Origin of the sequence: Pseudomonas rhizoryzae, from assembly GCF_005250615.1 — a bacterium.
In the GTDB taxonomy this organism is placed as follows: Bacteria; Pseudomonadota; Gammaproteobacteria; order Pseudomonadales; family Pseudomonadaceae; genus Chryseomonas; species Chryseomonas rhizoryzae.
The window spans coordinates 513,870-538,060 of sequence record NZ_SULM01000001.1 but is presented as its reverse complement, the minus strand read 5'-3'; the positions used below and the strand labels follow the sequence as shown (position 1 = coordinate 538,060).

Annotated in this window: 22 protein-coding genes and 1 pseudogene; 10 read left to right on the top strand and 13 right to left on the bottom strand. The window is 63.5% G+C overall.

Features of this window, described 5'->3' with window-relative positions:
• Nucleotides 1-157 precede the first annotated feature (157 nt).
• A complete protein-coding gene (locus tag FAZ11_RS02390) occupies nucleotides 158-1,540 on the top strand; it encodes an adenylate/guanylate cyclase domain-containing protein (protein WP_058762757.1) in 1,383 nt (460 codons plus the stop codon).
• Nucleotides 1,541-1,549: 9 nt separating this feature from the next.
• Here FAZ11_RS02390 and FAZ11_RS02385 read toward each other — a convergent pair whose 3' ends face one another.
• Both FAZ11_RS02385 and FAZ11_RS02380 read right to left on the bottom strand, forming a co-directional pair.
• Nucleotides 1,550-2,395, bottom strand: coding sequence for an MBL fold metallo-hydrolase (locus FAZ11_RS02385; protein ID WP_058771972.1), 846 nt, complete (start codon nucleotides 2,393-2,395; stop codon nucleotides 1,550-1,552).
• A gap of 1 nt (nucleotide 2,396) precedes the next feature.
• Nucleotides 2,397-2,981 carry a sugar ABC transporter gene (locus tag FAZ11_RS02380; protein WP_241495057.1) on the bottom strand — a complete coding sequence of 195 codons (585 nt, stop codon included), beginning with the start codon at nucleotides 2,979-2,981 and terminating at the stop codon, nucleotides 2,397-2,399.
• A gap of 108 nt (nucleotides 2,982-3,089) precedes the next feature.
• Here FAZ11_RS02380 and FAZ11_RS02375 point away from each other — a divergent pair, with 108 nt between their 5' ends.
• Nucleotides 3,090-3,998 carry a LysR substrate-binding domain-containing protein gene (locus FAZ11_RS02375; protein ID WP_058768417.1) on the top strand — a complete coding sequence of 303 codons (909 nt, stop codon included), beginning with the start codon at nucleotides 3,090-3,092 and terminating at the stop codon, nucleotides 3,996-3,998.
• A 90-nt stretch (nucleotides 3,999-4,088) separates the two neighbouring features.
• Here the strand turns inward: FAZ11_RS02375 and FAZ11_RS02370 are convergent, their stop codons facing one another.
• Complete coding sequence (locus FAZ11_RS02370) at nucleotides 4,089-5,783, bottom strand: DEAD/DEAH box helicase (protein WP_058771973.1); 1,695 nt, start codon at nucleotides 5,781-5,783, stop codon at nucleotides 4,089-4,091.
• A 281-nt stretch (nucleotides 5,784-6,064) separates the two neighbouring features.
• Entirely contained in the window at nucleotides 6,065-6,814 is a 750-nt protein-coding gene (locus FAZ11_RS02365; RefSeq protein ID WP_058771974.1) for a spermidine synthase, read from the bottom strand.
• 112 nt (nucleotides 6,815-6,926) lie between these two features.
• On the opposite strand from FAZ11_RS02365, the gene FAZ11_RS02360 reads away from it, so the two are divergent.
• Nucleotides 6,927-8,273 (top strand): class II 3-deoxy-7-phosphoheptulonate synthase, encoded by a 1,347-nt coding sequence (locus FAZ11_RS02360; protein WP_058762754.1) that lies wholly within the window; start codon nucleotides 6,927-6,929, stop codon nucleotides 8,271-8,273.
• A 32-nt stretch (nucleotides 8,274-8,305) separates the two neighbouring features.
• Here the strand turns inward: FAZ11_RS02360 and FAZ11_RS02355 are convergent, their stop codons facing one another.
• The 3 genes from FAZ11_RS02355 to FAZ11_RS02345 form a co-directional block, all read right to left on the bottom strand.
• Entirely contained in the window at nucleotides 8,306-9,505 is a 1,200-nt protein-coding gene (locus FAZ11_RS02355) for a winged helix-turn-helix domain-containing protein (protein ID WP_058771975.1), read from the bottom strand.
• Between the two features lie 125 nt (nucleotides 9,506-9,630).
• The gene (locus tag FAZ11_RS02350) at nucleotides 9,631-10,092 is read right to left on the bottom strand and encodes a hypothetical protein (RefSeq protein WP_058771976.1); all 462 of its coding nucleotides are present in this window, start codon (nucleotides 10,090-10,092) and stop codon (nucleotides 9,631-9,633) included.
• Between the two features lie 228 nt (nucleotides 10,093-10,320).
• The gene (locus FAZ11_RS02345) at nucleotides 10,321-10,572 is read right to left on the bottom strand and encodes a DUF1127 domain-containing protein (protein ID WP_058771977.1); all 252 of its coding nucleotides are present in this window, start codon (nucleotides 10,570-10,572) and stop codon (nucleotides 10,321-10,323) included.
• A 101-nt stretch (nucleotides 10,573-10,673) separates the two neighbouring features.
• Between FAZ11_RS02345 and FAZ11_RS02340 the strand changes: the two genes are divergently transcribed.
• A complete protein-coding gene (locus FAZ11_RS02340; RefSeq protein ID WP_058768412.1) occupies nucleotides 10,674-11,525 on the top strand; it encodes a LysR substrate-binding domain-containing protein in 852 nt (283 codons plus the stop codon).
• Here FAZ11_RS02340 and FAZ11_RS02335 read toward each other — a convergent pair whose 3' ends face one another.
• The 3 genes and pseudogenes from FAZ11_RS02335 to earP form a co-directional block, all read right to left on the bottom strand.
• Nucleotides 11,526-12,266: a sulfite exporter TauE/SafE family protein gene (locus tag FAZ11_RS02335; RefSeq protein ID WP_058786853.1), complete on the bottom strand. Its 741-nt coding sequence runs from the start codon at nucleotides 12,264-12,266 to the stop codon at nucleotides 11,526-11,528.
• A gap of 122 nt (nucleotides 12,267-12,388) precedes the next feature.
• A complete protein-coding gene (efp, locus tag FAZ11_RS24750; RefSeq protein WP_167371469.1) occupies nucleotides 12,389-12,955 on the bottom strand; it encodes an elongation factor P in 567 nt (188 codons plus the stop codon).
• A gap of 48 nt (nucleotides 12,956-13,003) precedes the next feature.
• Nucleotides 13,004-14,131: pseudogene (gene earP / locus FAZ11_RS24745) on the bottom strand (elongation factor P maturation arginine rhamnosyltransferase EarP); the annotation flags it as partial.
• Nucleotides 14,132-14,269: 138 nt separating this feature from the next.
• Between earP and FAZ11_RS02325 the strand changes: the two are divergent.
• Nucleotides 14,270-14,962 carry an endonuclease gene (locus FAZ11_RS02325; protein WP_058771979.1) on the top strand — a complete coding sequence of 231 codons (693 nt, stop codon included), beginning with the start codon at nucleotides 14,270-14,272 and terminating at the stop codon, nucleotides 14,960-14,962.
• A gap of 6 nt (nucleotides 14,963-14,968) precedes the next feature.
• Here the strand turns inward: FAZ11_RS02325 and FAZ11_RS02320 are convergent, their stop codons facing one another.
• The 3 genes from FAZ11_RS02320 to FAZ11_RS02310 form a co-directional block, all read right to left on the bottom strand.
• Nucleotides 14,969-15,580 carry a MiaE family protein gene (locus FAZ11_RS02320; RefSeq protein WP_167371470.1) on the bottom strand — a complete coding sequence of 204 codons (612 nt, stop codon included), beginning with the start codon at nucleotides 15,578-15,580 and terminating at the stop codon, nucleotides 14,969-14,971.
• 73 nt (nucleotides 15,581-15,653) lie between these two features.
• Nucleotides 15,654-16,130: a DUF1289 domain-containing protein gene (locus tag FAZ11_RS02315; RefSeq protein ID WP_058768409.1), complete on the bottom strand. Its 477-nt coding sequence runs from the start codon at nucleotides 16,128-16,130 to the stop codon at nucleotides 15,654-15,656.
• Nucleotides 16,131-16,226: 96 nt separating this feature from the next.
• On the bottom strand, nucleotides 16,227-17,672 hold the full coding sequence (locus FAZ11_RS02310) for an NCS1 family nucleobase:cation symporter-1 (protein ID WP_058771981.1): 1,446 nt from the start codon (nucleotides 17,670-17,672) through the stop codon (nucleotides 16,227-16,229).
• A gap of 297 nt (nucleotides 17,673-17,969) precedes the next feature.
• Between FAZ11_RS02310 and FAZ11_RS02305 the strand changes: the two genes are divergently transcribed.
• The 5 genes from FAZ11_RS02305 to FAZ11_RS02285 all read left to right on the top strand — a co-directional run bounded on the left by FAZ11_RS02305 (nucleotide 17,970) and on the right by FAZ11_RS02285 (nucleotide 24,067).
• A complete protein-coding gene (locus FAZ11_RS02305; RefSeq protein ID WP_058762745.1) occupies nucleotides 17,970-18,674 on the top strand; it encodes a GntR family transcriptional regulator in 705 nt (234 codons plus the stop codon).
• An 8-nt stretch (nucleotides 18,675-18,682) separates the two neighbouring features.
• A complete protein-coding gene (locus tag FAZ11_RS02300; RefSeq protein WP_058771982.1) occupies nucleotides 18,683-19,414 on the top strand; it encodes an aspartate/glutamate racemase family protein in 732 nt (243 codons plus the stop codon).
• A gap of 368 nt (nucleotides 19,415-19,782) precedes the next feature.
• The gene (gene acnB, locus FAZ11_RS02295; protein WP_058771983.1) at nucleotides 19,783-22,383 is read left to right on the top strand and encodes a bifunctional aconitate hydratase 2/2-methylisocitrate dehydratase; all 2,601 of its coding nucleotides are present in this window, start codon (nucleotides 19,783-19,785) and stop codon (nucleotides 22,381-22,383) included.
• 301 nt (nucleotides 22,384-22,684) lie between these two features.
• Nucleotides 22,685-22,900 (top strand): hypothetical protein, encoded by a 216-nt coding sequence (locus tag FAZ11_RS02290; RefSeq protein WP_058768407.1) that lies wholly within the window; start codon nucleotides 22,685-22,687, stop codon nucleotides 22,898-22,900.
• 87 nt (nucleotides 22,901-22,987) lie between these two features.
• The gene (locus tag FAZ11_RS02285; protein WP_058771984.1) at nucleotides 22,988-24,067 is read left to right on the top strand and encodes an endo-1,4-beta-xylanase; all 1,080 of its coding nucleotides are present in this window, start codon (nucleotides 22,988-22,990) and stop codon (nucleotides 24,065-24,067) included.
• Nucleotides 24,068-24,191: the final 124 nt, after the last annotated feature.

Below are 24,191 nucleotides of genomic sequence, written 5' to 3'. Positions count from 1 at the left end.
AGCCCGATTTTCGATGTCACACGAGTGGATTGGGTGACATCCTTGGCCGCTACCCAAGCTCTCAGCTAAGATCGCCACAGCTTGAAAACCCGGCCGCTTTCATCGTCGCGAACGGAGTTATCCCGACCTCTCGCCTTTCACGAAACGGACCCGTCAGATGAAGTTTGCGCTCAACCGGTTCCTGGCTGCTTCCGGTGACAGCCTGGGCGTTTACTACGCTCGGGTGTTCGCCTATCTGATCGCCGCCGCCAGCGTTACCGCTGGCTACTACACCCAGGCCAACCCCGTCGGCTGGTGGCTGATCCCCTACGCCCTGCTCTATCCGCATCTGGCCCAGACCCTCAGCCTGAAACTCAGGCGCGATCGTGGCCCCCAGACCGATATCCTGTTCGCCGCCATCGATGCCATTCATGTCGGCATGGCTGCGGTGGTGCTGCGTTTTCCGCTGATGCCCACGCTGATGCTGCTGATCATGCTCGGCTATACCAGCATGCTGCGCGGCGGCCCGCGCCTGCTCGGACTCTGCCTGCTGTTCGCCACCAGCGCCGCGGCGCTGGGCAGCGCCACCTTCTTCCAGGGCGTCGACCTGACCAGTCCGCTGCTGGTGGCCGTCACCAGCGTGGTGGGCACCATGCTGCACCTCTGGGGCACCGGCTACTTCCTGCACCGGCAGCGCAAGCGTCTCATCCAGATCAACGATGACCTCAAGCGCGAGCAGGAAAAGTCGGCGATCCTGGCACACAACCTGGCCAAGTACCTCTCGCCCCAGGTGTGGGAATCGATCTTCACCGGCAAGCAGCACATCGCCTTGGGCACCCAGCGCAAGAAGATCACGGTGTTCTTCTCCGACATCAAGGGCTTCACCGAGCTGTCGGAAGAACTCGAGGCCGAGGCCCTCACCGACATGCTCAACAACTATCTCAACGAGATGTCGAAGATCGCCGTGAAATACGGCGGCACCATCGACAAGTTCGTTGGCGATAGCGTCATGGTGTTCTTCGGCGACGCCAACAGCCAGGGCGCCAAGAAGGACGCCGTGGCCGCGGTATCCATGGCCATCGCCATGCGCAAGCACATGAAGGTGCTGCGCCAACAGTGGCGCAGCCAGGGCATCAACAAGCCCCTGGAAATTCGTATGGGCCTTAACACCGGTTACTGCACGGTCGGCAACTTCGGTTCCAGCACGCGCATGGACTACACCATCATCGGCCGCGAGGTGAATCTCGCCAGCCGCCTGGAAAACGCCGCCGATGCCGGCGAGATCCTGATCAGCCACGAGACCTACTCGCTGGTCAAGGAAACCATCATGTGCCGCGACAAGAGCCAGATCACCGTCAAGGGCTTCAGCAAGCCGGTGCAGATCTACCAGGTGGTGGACTTCCGCCGCGACCTCGGTGCCTCGCCCAGCTACGTCGAGCACGAACTGCCCGGCTTCTCCATGTATCTGGATACCAACAATATCCAGAACTACGACAAGGAACGGGTCATCCAGGCGCTGCAATTGGCCGCCGAGAAGCTGCGCGACAAGGTGATCTTCTAGCCACAAGACTCAAGTGCTAGCGACTTCAACCCCGTCGCCAAGCAGTTGATAGCGGTCCCCGGCACGCCTGATACGCACGAAACCGGGCTGCCCCAGGTGCATACCAGCCACCAGAATTCCCTCGTCACTGACCTGGTCGAATATCCGCCTGCGGGTAGCCACGGCACGCGAAGGATCCTGATCGAATCGCACGGTCGCTTCCGGGCATGCCACCTGCACCCCGGGAAAGTGAACGACATCCCCCCAGACGAGTAGACTTTGACCCGCCGATTCGAGTCGGTAACCGGTATGCCCAACCGTGTGCCCGGCCAGATCCACGGCCTGAATTCCAGGCAAAACCGCTCCCGCCGACACGGTACGCACTCTTCCGGCATAGCCAGCAAAGGCCCGGCGGGCGATCAGGAAGTTGGTGCGGGATCGGCCCAGGGCACGGGCGAAAGGTCCATCGTCTTGCCAGAACTCGAATTCGCGCTGATCGAGCACGAGCTCGGCGTTGGGAAAGGCAGCGGCTCCAGCTTCATCGAGCAGGCCGCCGACATGATCGGGATGGGCATGGGTCAAGAGCACGGTATCCACGGCGGCAGGAGTCACACCCAGCTCAGCCAAGCTGCCTACCAACTGCTGGTGATCCAGACCGCTATCTATCAGTACATTGCGTCCCTGCCCACGGACCAGATAGGCATTCAGATGAATCGATCCAGGCGCGATATCATCAGCCTGGCTCTGCAAGTCGAAAGCGACGTCGGCATCGATATTGGCCAAAGAATCCATACCGATAGGCAAAGATCCGCCGCTCAACGTGACGATCAAGAACTCCCCCACTCGCCGACACGGCAAAGACTTTCTGCTGGTCATTTCAGTCTCCCGAGCCAGTGGTCTGTGCCGCCATCAGTCGAGATGTCAGCGGCGTATAGCACCAGACATCCTCCGGCAAGGATCCAGCACAGATCGCCCAAGCCTTCGCCGTAGCAGACCAGCATTTGCCTGGCGCTTTATCGAGCGCGACCGCTGTCAACGGCGTGGGGTCCAATCCGAGGCCTAGAAGAGACTCGGCCCCCGTCGCGCTCAGCACCAGAACTTCGTCTTGGCCAACGGCGGGCGCATTGGCGAGCCCTGCATAGAGATTGCGTCTCCAGTTACAGATGTGGGATTGCCATTCAGCGAAATTCCCCCCTCCCTTGAGGCGATAGTCTGCGCCCTGCAACACCGCGAGCCCCTCAACCGAATGCATGGCAAGGTATGCGGGCCCTCCTTGTCCCCACCGCTTGAAGCGCTGGGAGGAATGGAACCCTGCGACCGACAGCAGTGCGGGCAACTTCGTCCGATCATAGAAAGCGTTCCATTCCGCCTCTCGGACAGGATCGCTGAAATCACATTCGACCAGATAGATCATCGAGCACCTCTTGGCCATAACGGCCTGTTCAGGTTGATTTTCCATCATGGTATTTTCGTACTCAGTCACTGAATAACGACTTATCGGCACCCTTCATTGACTGAAGATCAAGGTGAACCCGATGAGAAGATCGTAGGAATCAGACTGAGGCTTCCCATGCGGCGCAAACTACCCAGCAACTCGGCCTTGCTTGCCTTCGAAGCGGCAGCGCGCCATGGAAGTTTCGTGCGGGCGGCGAGCGAGCTGGCACTGACCGAGGGAGCGATCAGCCGGCAGATCGGTCGATTAGAGTCCTTCTTGGATGTCACCCTGTTCGAACGAGTTGGCAACAGAGTCAGGCTGCTACCCGCTGGCCAGCGCTACGCTCGACAGGTCCGCGAGATACTCGACCGGCTGGAGCATGAAAGTCAGTCGCTACGGGGTCAATCCAAAGACAGCATCGCCCTGGATATCGCCAGTCTGCCGACGTTCGCCTGTCGTTGGCTCATTCCGCGCCTGCTAAGCTTCCAGCGCCAGCATCCCCACATCACGATACATCTGGCCGAACGCCTGGAGCCCTTCGTACTGGCAGGCAGTGGCTTCGATGCTTTCATCCATTACGTTCATCCGGCCTGGCAGGGCGCGCATACCTATCCGCTGTGGCAAGAGCTGTTGACCCCCGTCTGTCATCCCGAACTACTGGAAAATCAGCCGTCGCCCGCTCTGGACCAGCTTCCTCGCCTGCATCGGCGGCAGAGCCTGGATGCTTGGCAGCGCTATGGCGAAGAAACCGGAATTCACTTGACCCATCCCGCCGTGGGCGCACGCTATGAATTGCATGCCATGCTCCTTGAAGCAGCCTTGGCCGGCTTGGGCGTGGCGCTCGTGCCACGGCTCTATGTCGAAGCTGACATTCAGCAAGGCCGCCTAGTCGCGCCCTGGCCAGAAGGCCAAACGGTCGGCAAGACCTTCTGTCTTGTCTTGCCTCAGGCGCTGGAGTTGAGTGCTCCGCCACTTCGTGCCTTCGCGCAGTGGATACTGGAGGAAGCCAAGGCGGCGAACGCGCCCCAGGCCCTAGCGGATTAGATGCCAACCGTCCTTACATAGCAAAGCGCCCGATGCAGGGCATCGGGCGCTCCGTGTTTTGCTTGAGAAGGCCGACATTCGGCCGGAATCTCAATCTTCGCGATAGCGACGCAGGCGCAGGGCCTTGCCGGCGACGCGGGTATCCTTGAGCTTGGTCAGCAGACGCTCCAGGCCTTCCTCGGGCAGTTCCACCAGGCTGAAGGAGTCACGGATCTGGATGCGGCCGATGGCCTCGCGATCCATGCCACCCTCGTTGATGATGGCGCCGAGCAGGTTCTTGGCGGCAATACCGTCGCGGGCGCCCAGGGCGGTACGGCAGCGGACGCGACCTTCCGGCAGCGGCTGCATCGGGCGACGCTCGCCACGATCCGGACGCTCACCGCGCTCGCCACGCTCAGGACGATCGCCACGCTCGGTACGCGGACGATCGCTGCGGCCGGCGCCGGGGGTCAGCGGCTGCTCACGGCGCACGGACTCGATGTCCAGGGCACGCCCGGAGGTCAGCTTGGCCAGCAGCGCGGCAGCCAGGGTCGAAGGATCGCACTGCAGACGCTCGCAGAGTTCCTGACGCAGCGCGCCATGGGTAGCATCGGCATCGGCCAGCAGCGAGCCCACGCCATCGGCCAGGCGGGAAATACGGGCTTCCAGTACGGCTTCGGCGTCGGGCAGGCGGATCTCGCCCACGCGCTGACCGGTGACGCGCTCGATGACCTGCAGCATGCGGCGCTCACGCGGGGTGACCAGCAGCAGGGCGCGGCCTTCACGACCGGCACGGCCGGTACGGCCGATACGGTGCACGTAGGACTCCGGATCGTAGGGCATGTCCACGTTCAGGACGTGGGTGATGCGCGCCACGTCCAGGCCACGGGCGGCCACGTCGGTGGCGACCACGATGTCCAGGGAGCCGTCCTTGAGCGATTCTATGACCTTTTCACGCTGGGCCTGGGGCATGTCGCCGTTCAGGGCGCTGACGCGATAGCCCTGGCGCTCGAGCAGCTCGGCCAGGTCCAGGGTCGCCTGCTTGGTGCGGACGAAGGCGATCAGGGCGTCGAAGTTCTCCACTTCCAACAGGCGAAGCACCGAGGCCGGCTTCTGGTCGGCGTGGACCATCAAGTGGGCCTGCTCGATGCGGGCGACGGTCTGGGTCTTGGCCGCGATGCGGACGTGCTGCGGCTCCTTCAGATGACGCTCGGCGATGGCGCGGATCGACGGCGGCAGGGTCGCCGAGAACAGCACGGTCTGGCGGGATTCCGGCATGGCTTCGAAGATGAATTCGAGGTCGTCCATGAAGCCCAGCTTGAGCATCTCGTCGGCTTCGTCGAGCACCAGGTGCTGGACGGTGGCCAGCAGGTTGTCGTCGCGACGCAGGTGATCGCACAGACGACCGGGGGTGGCGACCAGTACCTGGGCACCCATGCGCAGGGACTTCAGCTGCGGCCCCATGGGCGCGCCGCCGTAGAGCGCCACGACTTTCACGCCGGGCATCTCGGTGGAATAGGTTTCGCAGGCGGTGGCTACCTGCAGGGCCAGTTCCCGAGTGGGAACCAGCACCAGGATCTGGGGTTCGCGGCGGGACGGATCGAGCTTCGACAGCAGCGGCAGGGCGAAGGCTGCGGTCTTGCCGGTACCGGTCTGGGCCTGGCCGATCATGTCATAGCCGGCGAGGATCACCGGGATCGACTGCGACTGGATGGGCGACGGCTCTTCGTAGCCAACGGCCTTGATGGCGGCCAGGATGGCGGGATTGAGATTGAGCGCAGCGAAATTGCTGGTGTCCTGGGTCATTGTCTTGCCTCGTGTGCTTCGCAAAGACCCCAAAGCCAAGAGCTGCGCTTATCCGAATGACCGAAGTCGCCCAGGCAGCCAAGGTGTGAGCTTTTTGCGAAATAGCGGATGAAAAAGGGGTGTAGCGTCTAGGATTGTTCGCCGTCGGGCGAACGCACGACCGGTATGGCCAAGGCGGCGGACCGGGAAAATGCAGTTCCTGAACGGAAGGTCAAAAAGACCGGGGCGAATAATACCCGAACCCTGGACATTTCTCCAGAGAACCTTGGGCGATCTAGAGGTCAGGTTGCCGCACGCAGGGTATCGAGATACGGCTCCAGATCGAAGCCGGCTCGCGCCGCCAGGTCCCGGACGCGCCGCCGGGTGCCCGCCTCGTCCAACGACTGCTCCAGACTCGCCGGCACCAGCAGGATGACGTTCCCCTCCACCACCGGGCATTCCCAGTAGTGATGGCGGAACAAGCCGCGCAACAGCGCAGCGCCCAGCGGCTTGCCGTCGGTGGCGCTCCACTGGTTGATCACCAACCAGCCATCCGGATTGAGCTTGGCCTGGCAGTCTTCCAGAAAGCGCCAGGCCAGGTGGGCGCTGGACGGACCGACGTCGGTATAGAGGTCGACGAAGATCAGATCGGTTGCAGAAGCCGCTTCGAGCAATTCCATGGCATCGCCGATGCGGATGCTGAGGCGCGGATCGTCGCCCAACCCTAGGTACTGCCGTGCCAGGCGTGGAACGTCCGGACGCAGCTCCAGCGCCTCTACCGCCTCCAGTGGCAGCCACTTGAGGCAAGCCTGGGTCAGGGTGCCGGCACCCAGCCCCAGAAACAGCGCGCGGCGCGGCTGCACGTGGCAAAGCGCACCCAGCAACATGGCGCGATTGTAGTCGTATTCCAGCCAGGCCGGATCGCGGGTGAAGACGCAGCTCTGTTCGACCTCTTCACCGAATTCGAGGAAGCGATAGGGACCTACCTCGACCACCCTGATCCGCCCATGGTCGTCGATGACCTCTTCCAGCAACACTTCCGTAGCGGTCATGACCACCCTCCTCTATTGACGCCCATGGTAGCCGCGATGGGCATTGTCTATCGAGCGCTACGGCCTGCTTCGGTTACCATGGAAGGCTTCGTCGATCCACTTAGAGAGAATCATGTCCGCGCCCTGGAGCCCCACCAGCTGGAGAGGCCTGCCCATCCAGCAGCAGCCCGAATATCCCGATCAAGCCCGTCTCGCCGAGGTAGAGCGCACCCTGGCCAGCTATCCGCCGTTGGTGTTCGCCGGTGAAGCCCGCGAGTTGCGTCGGCAGTTCGCCGAAGTCACCCAGGGCCGGGCCTTCCTGTTGCAGGGCGGCGATTGCGCGGAAAGCTTCTTCGAATTCTCCGCCGGCAAGATTCGCGACACCTTCAAGGTGCTGCTGCAGATGGCGGTGGTCATGACCTTCGCTGCCGGTTGCCCAGTGGTCAAGGTCGGCCGCATGGCCGGTCAGTTCGCCAAACCGCGCTCTTCCGGCGAGGAAGTTCAGGATGGCGTATCCCTGCCGGCCTACCGCGGCGACATCGTCAACGGCATCGACTTCAACGAAGGCAGTCGCATTCCCGATCCCCAGCGGCTGATCCAGGCCTACAACCAGTCCACCGCCACCCTCAACCTGTTGCGTGCCTTCGCCCAAGGTGGTTTCGCCGACCTGCACCAGGTGCATCGCTGGAACCTGGACTTCATCGCCAATTCGGCCCTGGCCGAGCGCTATCACCAGTTGGCCGACCGCATCGACGAGACCCTGGCCTTCATGCGCGCCTGCGGCCTGGACACCGCGCCCCAGGTCAAGGAAACCAACTTCTTCACCGCCCACGAAGCGCTGTTGCTCAACTACGAGGAAGCCTTCGTCCGTCGCGACAGCCTGACCGGCGACTGGTATGACTGCTCCGCGCACATGCTGTGGATCGGTGACCGCACCCGCCAACCCGATGGTGCCCATGTCGAATTCCTGCGCGGGGTGAACAACCCCATCGGCGTCAAGGTCGGCCCGTCCACCACCAGTGAGGACCTGATCCGCCTGATCGACACCCTCAACCCCGAGAACGATCCGGGTCGCCTCAACCTGATCGTGCGCATGGGCGTGGGCAAGGTCGGCGACCATCTGCCACGGTTGATCCAGACCGTGGAGCGCGAGGGCCGCCAGGTGCTGTGGAGTTCCGACCCCATGCACGGCAATACCATCAAGGCCTCCACCGGCTACAAGACCCGGGATTTCGCCAGCGTGCTGGGTGAGGTCAAGGAGTTCTTCGGGGTGCACAAGGCGGAAGGCACCTATGCCGGCGGCATCCATATCGAGATGACCGGCCAGAACGTCACCGAATGCATCGGCGGCGCCCGCCCGGTAACCGAAGACGCCCTCTCCGACCGCTACCACACCCACTGCGATCCGCGCCTGAACGCCGACCAGTCCCTGGAACTGGCCTTCATGATCGCCGAGACCCTCAAGGGCATCCGCCGTTGAGTTTGCCGGGTGGTCGCCGACGCGGCGACCACCTAGTGGCGCGCCAGCGCCTCCTGTAATAGGCGGGCCGGGCCATGCAGCTGCACCTCGTCGAGGCCGAGCCAGTCGCCCAGGCCGCGTAGTTGTCCGGCCAGGGCATCCAGTCCCTCCTCGTCCAGCCCCTTGGGCTCCAGATGCACCGCATGGACCGCCAAGCGCGAGGCCGCTCGCTCGGCACGTAGATCCACCCGCGCCGCCAGCCGCTCACGATAGAGAAAGGGCAAGACGTAATAGCCGTAGACCCGCTTAGGCGCCGGCGTGTAGAGCTCCAGCCGATAGCGGAAAGCGAACAGCTGCTCGGTGCGTTCGCGCTCCCACACCAGCGAATCGAAGGGCGACAAGAGCGCCGCCGCGCGCACCGGTCGCCCGGGATTCGGCGCCTCCGCGACATAGGCGAGCTTCGACCAGCCCTGGACCTGAGCCGACTGCAGAGCGCCCTCCTCACACAACTCGAGGATACCTTGACGGGCCTCGGCAGGACTCAGGCGAAAATAGTCACGCAGTTGGACCTCCGTCGCGACGCCCAGGGCCTGGGCGCTACGCAGCAACAGTGCTCGGCGCGCCGCCGCGGGCGTGGGCGCCGGAGCCGCCAGGATAGTCGCGGGCAGAACTCGCTCGGGCAGATCGTAGAGGCGTTCGAAACCACGCCGACCCGCCACCGTCACCTCGCCCGCGGCGAACAACCATTCCAGCGCCAGCTTGCTGGGGCTCCAGTCCCACCAGGGGCCGGCCTGGCCGGCCCGTTTCGCCAAGCTCCCGGCGCCCAGTGCGCCCCGCTCCACCACGGCCGCCAACGTCTGGGCCACCAGCTGCGGCTGCTCCGCGGCGAAGCGCGCCAGTTGCCGATAGATGCCGACCCCCTGGCGCGCCAGGTCGCGCCGCCAACGCAATTCGGCCCAGACCTCGCCCGGTACCAGCGATGCCTCGTGGGCCCAGCACTCATAGAGTCGACGCGAGCGTCCTTGCCCCCAGGCCAGGGCATCGAAGTCGGCGAAGGCGTAACGGCCCAGGCGACTGAACAACGGCAGGTAGTGGGAGCGCACCAGCGCATTGACCGAATCGATCTGCAGCACACCTAGGCGCGCTGCCTGCCGGTACAGCGCGGCCAAGCCAGCGCCACCCTTGGGCTGAGCCCCAAAGCCTTGGGCACGCAAGGCCAGACGCCGCGCTTCACGCAGGGAGAGACTGTCCATCCAGAGTCCTGACAGTAAAGGGTCGTTCCCCACCCTAGCAGTATCGGCCAAGGGCGCGATGCCTTTGGAACCTTATTCAGGACGGGATAAACGCTCAAAAAAAGCCGGCCTTGCGCAGACTCGCCTTATTCGAAGAAAACGCCTTGCTCTCGATATTCCTGCACGACGTTGTAGCCGCCGATATGGGTAAGAACCAGCCCTTCTCTCGCTTTTTTGTAGTATGACAGAATACCGCTACAATCCCAGCCAGTACGCTCTTTGTCGGTAAGCAAGGTTCCATGAAGTACGTCTAATAAGTCATAAGCCGAGACATTTACTTGAGACTTGGCAAGACTCTTTTGATAGGACTCCACCAATTTCGCGATATTCTCCGCCTCTTCGCCGGCGCCTCTATCGTTACGGCATTGACTCATGGCCTGCTCAACCATCATCAGCGTCTGCGAGAGACGCTCTGGCTTGGCCGACGCATCGAATCCCTGATCGAGCTCAACGAGAAACAATGTCACCGAGCCACTGGTAGATAGGTCTTCGGCATAGCTGACAGATGCGAATACGCTTAGTAAAAAACCTGCTGCAATCCGTTTCATCTAATACACAGCTCCATCGCCGACGCAAACAAGTCAGGCTCATTACAACTATGCAAGGCCTACTGGCGGGCGATGATCGCATAAACGGCTGGAGAAGGGATCTCGCAGTTAAATACCCCACGAAGATAGCTATTATTACCGCTCAACCATAGAACACCATGGCTGAACGGTTTAACGATGAGTGCCCAAGCGCGCGCCTCAAGCGGGTTCTTGGGCAGACTTCCCACTCTAGCGGGAGTGGCATCCGGCCTCCTCCCCAGGCTGCTTCCAGAACGGTTTGTCGGCTTCCTGCCAGGCATCGGCGCGACTCAACCCGAGGTCGCTCAAGGCAGCATCATCCAGTTGATACAACGCTTGGCGCTGACGCGAAACTTCCACCGCGCGCTGCACCCAGGCGCGCACCTGGGCGAGGCGCAGCCTTAAGTGCGAAGAAGATTTGCTGCAGGAAAGCGAAAGGTGATGCGAACTGAGTTGAGCCATGGTGAAACTCCTTCTCTAAGGGCTGTGGCTCAAGTCTCCAATCCGGCTTAACATCAATCCAACGAATCTTTCTGATGCGATCCATTCCTTAGGCTGATGAGATGAACTATCCGAGCATAGAGACTGACCTGCTGCGCACCTTCGTCGCCATCGCTGACCAGGGTGGTTTTACTCGCGCTGCCGAGGTGGTCAATCGCACCCAGTCGGCGGTCAGCATGCAGATGCGCAAACTAGAGGAAGACGTGCTGCAGCGCCGACTGTTCGAACGCGAAGGGCGCCAGGTACGCCTGACCGCGGAAGGCCAGATCCTGCTGGGCTACGCGCGGCGCATCCTCAAGCTGCACGGCGAGGTGATGACCACCCTGCGCGAGCCGCACATGGTGGGGACGGTCCGCATCGGCACGCCCGACGACTACGTCATGAGGTTCATTCCGGGCATCCTGGCCGGCTTCGCCAAGGCCTACCCCCTGGTGCAGGTGGACGTCCACTGCGAGACCACCGCTGGCCTGCTGCAACGCCAGGATCTGGATCTGACCATCGTCACCCGCGAGCCGGGCAATGAGATCGGCTTGCCGCTGCGGCGGGAACGCTTCGTCTGGGCCGAGGCGCCCGGCTTCGACGTGCACCAGCGCGATCCGCTACCGTTGGCGATGTTCAATACTTCCTGCTTCCTCAGCGAATGGGCTCGACGCGCTCTGGACAATCGCGACCGTGGCTATCGTCTGGCCTACAGTAGCCCGAGCCTGGCGGCGCTGCTGGGCATCGTCAAGGCAGGACTGGCGGTCACCGCGCAACTGGAAAGCCTGCTGCCGAGCGAGCTGCGTCGACTCGGCGAAGCCGACGGCATGCCGGACCTGCCGTCCTGCTCCATCGAGCTGTTGCGCAGTCCCCGCAGCGCCTCGCCGATCATCGACACCCTCGCCGAACACATCGCCGAGGGCTTTCGGCAATAGTCAGCGGAGCGCCAAAAGCACTGCGCAGAATAGTAGAAAACCGCAGAACAACAGACGCAGCAGCCGCTCGGGAAGCTGGTGGGCCAGTTTTACGCCCCAGCTCACGCTGAGCAGGCCACCGATTGCGAGGGGAATACCGACGCGCCAGTCCACCTCGCCATGCCAGGCATAGCTGGCCAAGGTGACGCCAGTGGTGGGCAAGGCCATGGCCAGCGACATGCCTTGGGCGGCCACCTGGGTCAGACCCATCACGCCGGCCAGGATCGGCGTGGCGATCACCGCGCCACCCACACCGAACAACCCGCCCACCAAGCCGGCCACCAGCCCCAGCACGCCCAGCCCGGTGCGACTGGGCGTGGTCAGCGGTGGCTGGCCGCGACGATAGAGCTGCCAGAGGTTGTAGACCACCAGGAGCAGCAGGAAGCCGACGAAGCCGTGGCGCATCGAGCGGGCATCCAGGGATACCGCCAGCGCCGTACCGATCAAGGCCGAGAGCATGCCGGCCGCGGCGAGCAAGGCGGCGCGCTGCCAGTCGATACGGTTGCGCTGGTTGTACTTGTAGACCGACAGCAGCACATTGGGCACCACCATCACCAGGGCCGTACCCTGCGCCAATTGCTGGTCGAGCCCGAACAGCAGCGCCAATACCGGAATGGCGATCAACCCTCCGCCGATCCCGAACAGCCCACCCACGACACCCAGTACCGCCCCAAGAGCGACATCGATCAACAAGGTAAACAGCGATTCCACGGCAGTTATATCCAGCGGCAAACGCATTTGAAGAAACCGGCCAGGCCCGCTCGCGGCGAAAGCCCAGACAGCAAAAAGCCCGGCGAACCGGGCTTTCTGTCGAGACGCCTGGTTTAGACCTTGGCGCGCGACTTGTACTCGTTGGTACGGGTGTCGATCTCGATGTGGTCACCGATATCGCAGAACTCGGACACCTTCAGCTCGTAGCCGTTGTTCAGGCGAGCGGTCTTCATGACCTTGCCCGAGGTATCGCCGCGAACGGCCGGCTCGGTGTAGGCGATCTGGCGCACGATGGTGGTGGGCAGTTCGATGGAGATGACGCGATCGTTGTAGAACACGGCTTCGCAGACGTCGGTCATGCCGTCTTCGATGAAGGCAATGGCTTCGCCCAGATCGTCTTTCTCGACTTCGTACTGGTTGTACTCAGCGTCGACGAAGACGTACAGGGGATCGGCGAAGTAGGAGTAGGTGACTTCCTTGCGATCCAGAATGACCGGCTCCAGCTTGTCGTCGGCGCGGAAGACGGTTTCCGTCGCGCTGCCGGACAGCAGGCTCTTCAGCTTCATCTTGACCACTGCAGCGTTACGGCCGGACTTGTTGTATTCAGCTTTCTGGATGACCCAGGGAGCGTTGTCGATCATGGCCACTTGGCCGGCACGGAACTCTTGTGCGGTTTTCATGCGGTTATCCGTATGGATGGAAGAACGGGATTTCGAGGCGCCATATGATAGCCAATCTGTATGGAAAAGCACCAGGCTGCTGGCAAGATCGCTATGGGAAGCCATCCGCTCGCTCCAATCGCTCGCCAGTAACCGCCAATCCGCGACCTGCATCTCGAGTGCCGACCAGGCCGCAGCCAGGTCGCCACGACCGTTCCAGGCCAGCCAGAAGCTGCTGACCGCCTGGGCCAGCGTGGGCGCAGCCATCTCGACGTAGCGGGCGAGAAAGGCTTCGAGTTTGACGAAATGGGCATCTTCTTCCTGCGGATAGATATGCCAGACGAACGAATGGCCGGCCCATTGCGCGCGAACGAAGGAATCTTCGCCACGAATGGCGTTGAAGTCGCAACACCAGAGCAGGCGGTCGTAGTCCTGCTGGGAGACGAAGGGCAGCACCTGGACCCGCAGGGCACCGCGACCGTGGCCATCGCCCGCCTTGAGCCAGTCGACGCCCAGCCAGGCCGCTACGTTGGCCAGCACCCGCCCTTCCGGCACGAGCAGGCAGGTAGGTTGAGTACTCGCACTGAGGACATCCAGCCAGTCGATCAGCGCCGGGTTTTCGTAGGCGAACAGGGAAAACAGGCGCTCCCCTGGCTGGCGCTGAACACCCAGGCCGGCGAGAAAGTCAGCGCGGGCCCCGGGGGCGGCAAGAAAGCCGTCGCGCCGGGTCAACAGGTCCTGCTCGCGCAACAGTCCCCCTACCTTGGGGGTGAAGCCCGGAAAGAAGAAATACTTGTTCAGGCCGGTGGGCTGCAGGGAGGGCAAGGCATGGCAGCCTTCGATCCATTCCTCGGCGCTCAGGTACTCCAGGTTCAGCCACAGCGGCCGCTCGGCACGCCGCGCCATGGCGGCGATGAAGCCTTCCGGCAACTGGCAGGCGAAGGCCTCCACCACCACGTCGCCCGGCTCGGCGCCCTTCCAATCGGCATGCCAGAGACGGACCTCGACCCCCCGATGCCACTGCTGCTCGGCTGCCCTGTCGACCCCCGGCTGGATGCGCGCCAGCGGATAGAGATCGTCGATCCAGAGACGGACCTGCTGCCCGTGCTCGGCAACCAGTTGGTGGGCGAGACGCCAGGTGATGCCCGCGTCACCATAGTTGTCCACCACCGTGCAGAAGATGTCCCAGGCGGCCATGCCTTACCTCTAAGTCATTGATATCGAATTCTTTCCGCAACAGAATGCGGGCACGAGCGGGACGGCTTCCAGTGAACCCAGTCACACCGCGACCTCATGCGGGTCGGTAGTATCCGCGCTTTTTCGGACGGATTCTCCATGTCGTTGCGCCCCGCCCTGCTGCTCTGCCTGACCCTGGCCTCCCTGACAGCCCTGGCGACCCCTGAACCACCCCGCACCTTTCGCGAGGCCAAGGTGGTAGCCGCCAAGCTCTACGCCAAGCAGAGCGTGGACTTCTATTGCGGCTGCCATTACAGCGGCAAGACCGTGGATCTCAAGAGTTGCGGCTATGTCCCGCGCAAGAGCGCCCAGCGCGCCAGCCGGATCGAGTGGGAACACATCGTGCCGGCCTGGGTGATCGGCCATCAGCGGCAGTGCTGGCAGAAAGGCGGTCGCAAGAACTGCACGGCCCACGATCCGGTGTATCAGCAGGCCGAGGCGGATCTGTTCAACCTGGTACCGGTGGTCGGCGAGGTGAATGGCGACCGCAGCAATTTCACCTTCGGCTGGCTACCGCAGAAGCCGACCCAGTACGGCGCCTGCCAGATGGTGGTGGACTTCAAGGCCAAGACCGCCATGCCCCGCCCGGAGATCCGCGGCATGGTGGCGCGCACCTACTTCTATATGAGCGACCGCTACGGCCTGCGCCTGTCCAAGCAGGATCGCCAGCTCTACACCGCCTGGACCAAGCAGTATCCGCCGGAGGCCTGGGAGCGCCAGCGCAACCAGCGCCTGGCCTGCATCATGGGCCGCGGCAACCCCTACGTCGGCGAGACCAAGGCCTGCAAATGAGCTGGGTCAGGCCGCGGAAGGGATGCCGCTGTGGAATCTCATCTCCTGATCACTGGAGGTGATCAGCTCTACTTCCAGAGCGCGGACCTCGGCGATCTTGGCGTCGACGTCGTCCCTTTCGCCATAGAGATAGGCGAGCTTGAGATAATCCTGAAAATGCCGCGCCTCGGAGGCCAGCAGGCCGCTGTAGAACTTGCCCAGTTCTTCGTCGAGATGAGGCGCCACCGCACCGAAGCGCTCGCAAGAGCGGCATTCGATGAAGGCGCCGATCACCAGGCTATCGGTCAGCTTCAGCGGCTCGTGATTGCGGCAGAGCTTGCGCAGGGCACCGGCATAGCGGGCCGAACTGACGTTGCGGTGCTCGATGCCGCGGCGCTTCATGATCTGCAGCACCTGCTCGAAATGGCGCAGTTCTTCCCGGGCGATGCGCGACATCTTCCACGACAGCTCGGCGCGGTTGGAATAGGTGAACAGATAGTGGAAGGCGGCGCCGGCGGCCTTCTTCTCGTTGTTGGCGTGGTCTTGCAGCAACGTCGGCAGATCCTGCAGCGCGGCCTCGACCCAGGCATCCGGCGTGCGGCAACCGAGGAAGTCATTCATCTCGGGCAAGGACATCAGCGTAATCCCGTGCAAAAGCCGCGCATTATAGAGAAAGGTGCGCGCCTGGGCAGCGCCGCTCGCCTGACGACGCTCAGACGCGACTCTCGACGCCTTCGATGAGAAAGCGCGGGGCGATGTAGCGGTCGTAATGGGCCTCGGAGAGCAGGAAGAATTCCCGGTCGATGGCGTCGCGCAACTCGGCCAGGGGGCGCTCGCGAAATTCCGGCAGCAGGCGAATGCCATAGGCGTCCAGTTGCTGGATATGGCGCGCGCCGCGGGCCAGCAGCTGATAGGCCCAGCAATATTCCGACTGATCCGGGCGGAAGCGAATGCTGCGCTGCTGCAGTTGCTGGCGCAACAGCGCCGGATCGAAGACGTCGACCTTGGCCGACACCACCTGCACCAGCAGCAGCTCGAGGCGCGCCCAGACGGCCAGGCGCTCCTCTTCGCTATAGAGATTCCAGTTCACCACCTCATGATGGAATCTCTTGCAGCCACGACAGACGTGATCGCCGAACATCGTCGAGCAGAGGCCGACGCAGGGCGTCTTGATGACAGGAGTGGACATGGGTGAAGCGCCTTGGAGCAAAACGCCTAGTCTAGCCCGAAACGCCAGCGGCCGGAGCAGGTAGCCCACTCCGGCCGCTGGGGATCAGCGGGTCGATCAGACGGCGGTGGCGCCGCCAGCCGGCAGCGGACTGGTGCTGCGGCGGCTCAGGGCATAGAAGAACAGCCCGCCCAGGAAGCAGCCAGTGAACCAGGCGAAGTTGGCGATAGGCTTGAACCAGGGCACGAAGGTGAAGCACAGCCCAATCAGCGCCGCGGCGACCAGGGCCTGGACGGCCACCCAGTTGACCCCGCCGCTGTACCAGTAGGCACCAGTGGGGGTGTCATCGAACAGGGCATCGACGTCGATCTGGCCTTTGCGCAGCAGGTAGTAGTCCACCAGCAGGATGCCGAACAGCGGGCCGATGCAGGCGGCCAGGACATCCAGGGTGTAGTGGATCACCTCGGGGTTGTTGAACAGGTTCCAGGGGGTGATGAAGATCGAGGCCACGGCCGCGATCATGCCGCCGGCGCGCCAGCTGATCTTGCTCGGCGCCACGTTGGCGAAGTCGAAGGCCGGCGAGACGAAGTTGGCCACGATGTTGATGCCGATGGTGGCGGTGACGAAGGTGAAGGCGCCCAGCAGCACGGCGGTGGTGTTGTCGATGCGGGCCACGGTGGCGATGGGGTCGTGGATCATCTCGCCGAACACCGGCAGGGTGCCGGAGACGATCACCACGGTGACCAGGGAGAAGGCCAGGAAGTTGATCGGCAAGCCCCAGAAGTTGCCACGCCGGACGTCCTGCATGGAACGGCAGTAGCGGCTGAAGTCACCGAAGTTGAGCGTGGGCCCGGAGAAGTAGGACACCACCAGGGCGATGGCCATGATCACCTGGCCGAAGGCGGCCCAACCGGTCAATTGCTTCTCCGCCAGGGTGAAGCTGATGTTGCTCCAGCCGGCGCGCCAGACGATCCAGGCGGCGAGCACGAACATCACGGCGTACACGGCAGGACCGGCCCAGTCGATGAAGCGGCGGATCGATTCCATGCCGGCCCAGAACACGCAGGCCTGCAACACCCAGAGCGTCAGGAAACCCATCCAGCCGAGATAGGACAGGCCGAGGAAGTGGGTGTCGCCATAGACGGCCAGGGCCGGGAAAAAGCGGAGCACCACGATGACCAGCGCACTGGAGGCCAGGTACGTCTGGATGCCGTACCAGGCCACCGCGATCAGACCGCGGATCACTGCCGGGATGTTCGCGCCGAAGACGCCGAAGGCCAACCGACAGATCACCGGATAGGGCACGGCCGCCTGCTGGCTGGGGCGGGCGACCAGGTTGGCGATCACCTGGATGATGCAGATGCCCACCAGCAGCGCGATCAGCACCTGCCAACTGGCGAGGCCCAGGGCGAACAGGCTGGCGGCGAAGACGTAGCCACCCACGCTGTGCACATCGCTCATCCAGAAAGCGAAGATGTTGTACCAGCTCCATTTTTGCTCGACCGGGCCGAGATCTTCGTTATACAGACGTGGGCTGTAGCCCGGTGGAATGTGCTGGGTCACGAATCGCCTCCTCCGTGGTGGCAGGCACCTGCGTACGATGCCTGCCTGATTTTGTATACAATCCACCAGGCAGAGAACGTGCCAGTTACTCAAGAATCTAGTTAACTAGTTGGCTGAGCAAAGGAATTTATCGGCAAACCGCTCTGGCACAACGACAACACACAGTGCAGATGTGCACTTCTCTGGGGCATTTGGTATCAGTGAAGCGCTACCTTGGCGCATAACCGCTCAGCCTTTTTCTCGTCGTCGCCAACCAGAATTTTGTATACAATTCACGCAAATCGCCGGAGCACGCCCATGAGTGCAGTACCTTCGCCACTCGCCGTTGCCGCTTCCCCCCGAGACGAGCGGATCTATCAGGACATCCTCGAAGCCATCGTCGAACATCGCCTGGCGCCCGGTACCCGATTGCCGGAAGACACCTTGGCGGAGACCTTCGGTATCAGCCGCACCGGCATCCGCAAGGTGCTGCAGCGCCTGGCGCTGGAGCGCCTGGTGACCCTACGCGCCAACCGCGGCGCCCAGGTCGCCCAGCCCAGCGCCAAGGAAGCCCAGGACATCCTGGCTGCGCGGCAATTGATCGAGCCCGCACTGATGCCCCTGGTCGCCACCCGCGTGGACGCAGCACAACTGGCCCCGCTGCGACAACTCTGTATAGAGGAGCATGAGGCCCAGCACAGCGGTCGCCACAGCCTGGCGATCCAGCTGTCCGCCCGCTTCCACGTCGAACTCGCGGCCCTGGCCGACAACCAGGTGCTGACCGAACAGGTCGCCCAGCTAGCCAGTCGCTCGTCGCTGTTGATCGCCATCTATGGCTCGCGCCACAGCCTGGGCTGCGATTGCGGCCAGCACGGCGAGCTGCTGGACCTGCTCGCCCAGGGCGACGGGACCGCCGCCAGCGACTGGATGGCGCAGCACCTGCGCCTGATTCGCGAATCCTTGCGGATCGATCGGCCCACGGCGGCCGAGCCGGATTTCCGCAGCATCTTCAAACGCAGTTGAGGCACCCCATGCAGATTCAGGTCATCAATCCCAACACCAGCGCCGCCATGACCGCCAAGATCGGTCACGCGGCCCAGGCCGTCGCCCGTCCGGGCACCACCATTCTCGCCAGCAATCCAGACGCTGGCCCGGTGTCCATCGAAAGCCACTACGACGAGGCGGTGGCCGCGGTCGGGGTGATCGAGGAGATGCGCAAGGGCGTCGAGGCGGGCTGCGCGGCCCACGTCATCGCCTGCTTTGGCGATCCGGGGCTGCTGGCCGCACGGGAAATGGCCAAGGGGCCGGTGCTGGGCATCGCCGAGGCCGGCTTCCACCTGGCCAGCCTGCTGGCCACCCGCTTCGCCGTGGTGACCACCCTCACCCGCACCCGCATCATCGCCGAGCATCTGCTGCAGAGATACGGCTTCGCCGAGCTGTGCACCTCGGTGCGCTGTATCGACCTGCCGGTGCTGGCGCTGGAAGCTGCCGATGACAGCCTGATCGAGCTGATCGCCGCCGAAGGCCGGCGAGCGCGGGACGAAGAAGGCGCCGGCGCCATCGTGCTCGGCTGCGGCGGCATGGCCGATCTGCGCGAAGCCCTGAGCGAAGCCATCGGCATCCCGGTGATCGAAGGCGTCAGCGCCGCGGTCAAGCTGGCCGAGGCGCTGGTCGACCTGGGTCTGGGTACCAGCAAGCACGGGGACCTGGCCTATCCCATTGGCAAGCCCTTCACCGGTCGCTTTGCCCATCTGGGTCGCTAGGCTGCGACCAAGGTCCAACCTCGCGACGCCAAGATGCGACAACGCAGCGCTTAACTTCGCCAAAGGCTTGGCGTAGAATTGGGCAGCCTTATAGGCGCAATGTCCGATACGAAGCTGTTTTCAAAGCGTCACGAGCAAAGTTTCCGGCGACCGATCATTCGGCGACCTGGGCAGCGGCGGCCTCATCAACCGCTCGCTGCCCCACCTGCCCTGCGGCAGCCGGCGTAAAACTTTGAAAACAGCTTCTAGCGGAATGCGTCCGGCGCGACGGCGGTCCTGCCCGCAGCCTCCCCCGTCACCCCTGCCGGATACATTTCGGGGCGTCAGCCCCCGGACGCAATATTTGGACCACTGATGAGGGTCAACCTGTGCTTGAAGCCTATCGTAAACACGTAGAAGAGCGTGCCGCCCAGGGCATCGTGCCCCAGCCGCTGAACGCCGAGCAAACGGCCGGTCTGGTCGAGCTGCTGAAGAATCCCCCCGCCGGCGAAGAAGATTTCCTCGTCGATCTCATCACCAACCGTGTTCCGCCGGGCGTCGACGAAGCCGCCTACGTCAAGGCCGGTTTCCTCTCCGCCATCGCCAAGGGCGAAGCCCAGTCCCCGCTGATCTCCAAGCAGCGCGCCACCGAGCTGCTGGGCACCATGCAGGGCGGCTACAACATCGCCACCCTGGTCGAACTGCTGGATGACGCCGAACTGGGCGCCGTCGCCGCCGAACAACTCAAGCACACCCTGCTGATGTTCGACGCCTTCCATGACGTGGCCGAGAAAGCCAAGGCGGGCAATGCCCACGCCAAGGCCGTGATGCAGTCCTGGGCCGAAGGTGAGTGGTACCAGAAGCGTCCGGAAATCGCCGAGAAGTACACCCTGACCGTGTTCAAGGTGCCTGGCGAAACCAACACCGACGACCTCTCCCCCGCCCCCGACGCCTGGTCGCGCCCGGACATCCCGCTGCACGCCCTGGCCATGCTGAAGATGGCCCGCGACGGCATCGTCCCCGAGCAGCAAGGCAGCATCGGTCCGCTGAAGCAGATCGAGGAAGTGCGCGCCAAGGGTTTCCCGGTCGCCTACGTCGGTGACGTGGTCGGTACCGGTTCGTCCCGTAAGTCCGCCACCAACTCGGTGCTGTGGTTCTTCGGCGACGACATCCCCTACGTGCCCAACAAGCGCGCCGGTGGTTTCTGCTTCGGCTCCAAGATCGCCCCGATCTTCTACAACACCATGGAAGACGCCGGCGCCCTGCCGATCGAATTCGACGTGTCCGCCCTGGAAATGGGTGACGTCATCGACGTCTATCCGAAGGCCGGCAAGGTCACCCGCCACGGCAGCGACGAGGTGCTCGCCACCTTCGAACTCAAGACCCCCGTGCTGCTGGACGAAGTCCGCGCCGGCGGCCGTATCCCGCTGATCGTCGGCCGTGGCCTGACTGAAAAAGCGCGTGCCGAACTGGGCATGGGCCCGTCCGACCTGTTCAACAAGCCGGACCAGCCGGCCGAGAGCAGCAAGGGCTACACCCTGGCGCAGAAGATGGTCGGCCAGGCCTGTGGCGTCGCGGGCGTACGTCCCGGCACCTACTGCGAGCCGAAGATGACCACCGTCGGCTCCCAGGACACCACCGGTCCTATGACCCGTGACGAACTGAAGGACCTGGCCTGCCTGGGCTTCTCCGCCGACCTGGTGATGCAGTCCTTCTGCCACACCGCGGCCTATCCCAAGCCCATCGACGTCAAGACCCACCACACCCTGCCGGATTTCATCCGCACCCGTGGCGGCGTCTCCCTGCGTCCCGGTGACGGCATCATCCACAGCTGGCTGAACCGCATGCTGCTGCCCGACACCGTCGGCACCGGTGGCGATTCCCACACCCGCTTCCCGATCGGCATCTCCTTCCCGGCCGGTTCCGGCCTGGTGGCCTTCGCCGCCGCCACCGGCGTCATGCCGCTGGACATGCCGGAATCCGTGCTGGTGCGCTTCAAGGGCAAGATGCAGCCCGGGATCACCCTGCGTGACCTGGTGCATGCCATCCCCTACTACGCCATCCAGAAAGGCCTGCTGACCGTCGAAAAGAAGGGCAAGAAGAACATCTTCTCCGGCCGCATCCTCGAGATCGAAGGCCTGGAAGACCTGACCGTGGAGCAGGCGTTCGAGCTGTCCGATGCCTCCGCCGAGCGTTCCGCCGCCGGTTGCACCATCAAGCTGTCGCCCGAGTCGATCACCGAGTACCTGCAGTCCAACATCACCCTGCTGCGCTGGATGATCGAGGAAGGCTACGGTGACCCGCGCACCCTGGAGCGCCGTGCGCGCGCCATGGAAGCCTGGATCGCCAACCCGGAACTGCTCTCCGCCGATGCCGACGCCGAATACAGCGAAGTCATCGAGATCGACCTGGCCGAAGTCACCGAGCCGGTACTGTGCGCCCCGAACGATCCGGACGACGCCCGCCTGCTGTCCCAAGTGGCCGGCGACAAGATCGACGAGGTGTTCATCGGTTCCTGCATGACCAACATCGGTCACTTCCGCGCGGCCGGCAAGCTGCTGGACAAAGTCAAGGGCTCGATCCCGACCCGCCTGTGGCTGTCGCCGCCGACCAAGATGGACCAGCACCAGCTGACCGAGGAAGGCTACTACGGCATCTACGGCAAGGCCGGCGCGCGCATGGAAATGCCGGGCTGCTCGCTGTGCATGGGCAACCAGGCCCGCGTGGCCGCCAACGCCACCGTGGTCTCCACCTCCACCCGTAACTTCCCCAACCGCCTGGGCGACGGCGCCAACGTCTACCTGGCGTCGGCGGAACTGGCGGCGGTGGCCTCGATCCTGGGCAAGCTACCCACCGTCGAGGAGTACATGGAATACGCGAAGAGCATCGACAGCATGGCCGCGGACGTCTACCGCTACCTGAGCTTCGATCAGATCGCCGAATTCCGTGAAAGCGCCGAGAAGGCCCGCATCGCCGCCGTCGAAGTCTGACGCTAGCGTTCGGTACTGAAAAACCGCCCTTCGGGGCGGTTTTTTTATGGTGATCTCGCAGCAGGGTGGACAACGCGAGGCTTGTCCACGCGGGAGACCAAGAGAGGCATCGGTGGCTATCGGTGGCTATCGGTGGAAAAGGCTGCGCCGTTTTCCACGCTACGGGAGCCTCGCTGTGTCCGAGCAGTGTGGGGCCTGGCTGACGCGTTCGATACAGTGCGCGAAGAAGGCACGCGCCTTAAGCGCCAGTTAACCCTGCCGCCCTTACCCTCGGATCTCCATCAAGCCCGAGGTCCCTTTCATGAAACGTCTTGCTGCCATCACCCTGACCGCCCTGCTGCTCGGCCTCAGCCAGACGAGCATGGCAGCCGGTTGTATCAAGGGCGCCGTGGTGGGCGGTGTGGCCGGGCATGTCGCCGGTCACCATGCCATCGCGGGCGCGGTCGCCGGTTGTGTCATTGGCCATCACATGGCGGAGAAGGCCAAGCAGGAAGATCACCCGCACCATTTCCTCTGAGGTCAATGGTCTGCTCCTGACGGGATGCCGGAAAGCAGCGCTGCCTCGTTACGAGGCCATACTAGGGTCCCCAAGGGAATCTCGAAAATGCCGCCCTCCGTCATCGCCCTGCTGTTGTTTCTCGGTCTCTTGAATGCCAGCGCTATCGCCCTGGCGGCCAATTCAGAGATGCCGGCTGCCACCCGCTCCCTGGCCGCAGCCTATGGCGGGCGGCTGAAGATCGGCGCCGCCATCGAGCCCAGCCAGCTCGCAAGTCCTGATGGCACGCTGCTGGCGCAGCAGTTCAGCAGTGTGGTCGCCGAGAACGCCATGAAGCCCCTGCAGATCCATCCCCAGGAGGATCGCTACGTCTTCGGGCCGGCCGATGCCATCGTCGACTTCGCCCAGCACAATGGCCTGGCGATCCGCGGCCATACCCTGCTCTGGGGCAGCCATACGCCGGACTGGTTCTGGCAAGGGGATGATGGCCAGCCGGCCTCGCGCGAGCAGGTGCTGCAGCGACTGCGCCAGCACATCGCCACGGTGGTCGGGCGCTACCGCGGTCGGGTCTACGCCTGGGACGTGGTCAACGAGGTCATAGACGCCAACCAGCCAGGCTGCCTGCGCAACGACCGCTGGCTGCAGGTGGTCGGCCCCGGCTATCTCGCCGAGGCCTTTCGTGCGGCCCATGCCGCCGATCCCCAGGCGCGGCTGTTCATCAATGAGTTCAATACCCATGAACCGGCCAAGCGCGACTGCCTGGCGCGGGTGGTGAAGGGGCTGCTGGCCGAGGGCGTGCCGGTACAGGGCATCGGCCACCAGACCCATATCAGTATCTATTGGCCGTCCCTGGCGGCCATCGACCAGTCGCTCACGACGTTCACGCGGCTGGGCCTGGAAAACCAGATCACCGAACTGGACATGAGTCTCTATCAGCACCATGACTATCGACCCACGCTAACCTTGCAACAGCGTTTGGGGCTGCAAGCCGAACGCTATCGCGACCTGCTGGCCATGGTCCTGACGCATCCCGAGGTCACCGCCGTGACCTGGTGGGGGGTAGCCGATGACCACAGCTATCTCAACAACCAACCAGGTGTGCCGGGCGATGACCAGCCCTTGCTGTTCGATCGCCAGCAGCGACCGAAGCCAGCCTACTGGGCGGTGCTGCATCTCAGACCGCAGTAGCGACCTCATTCGCCGGTGCCTCTAGCTCGCGGCTTTTCGTCGGAAGAATGCTTTGCACGGGCGAACTGGCAGGACGCCCACCCGGTCAATTGTTGCAGGACATTACTTCGCACCCACGAGAGGT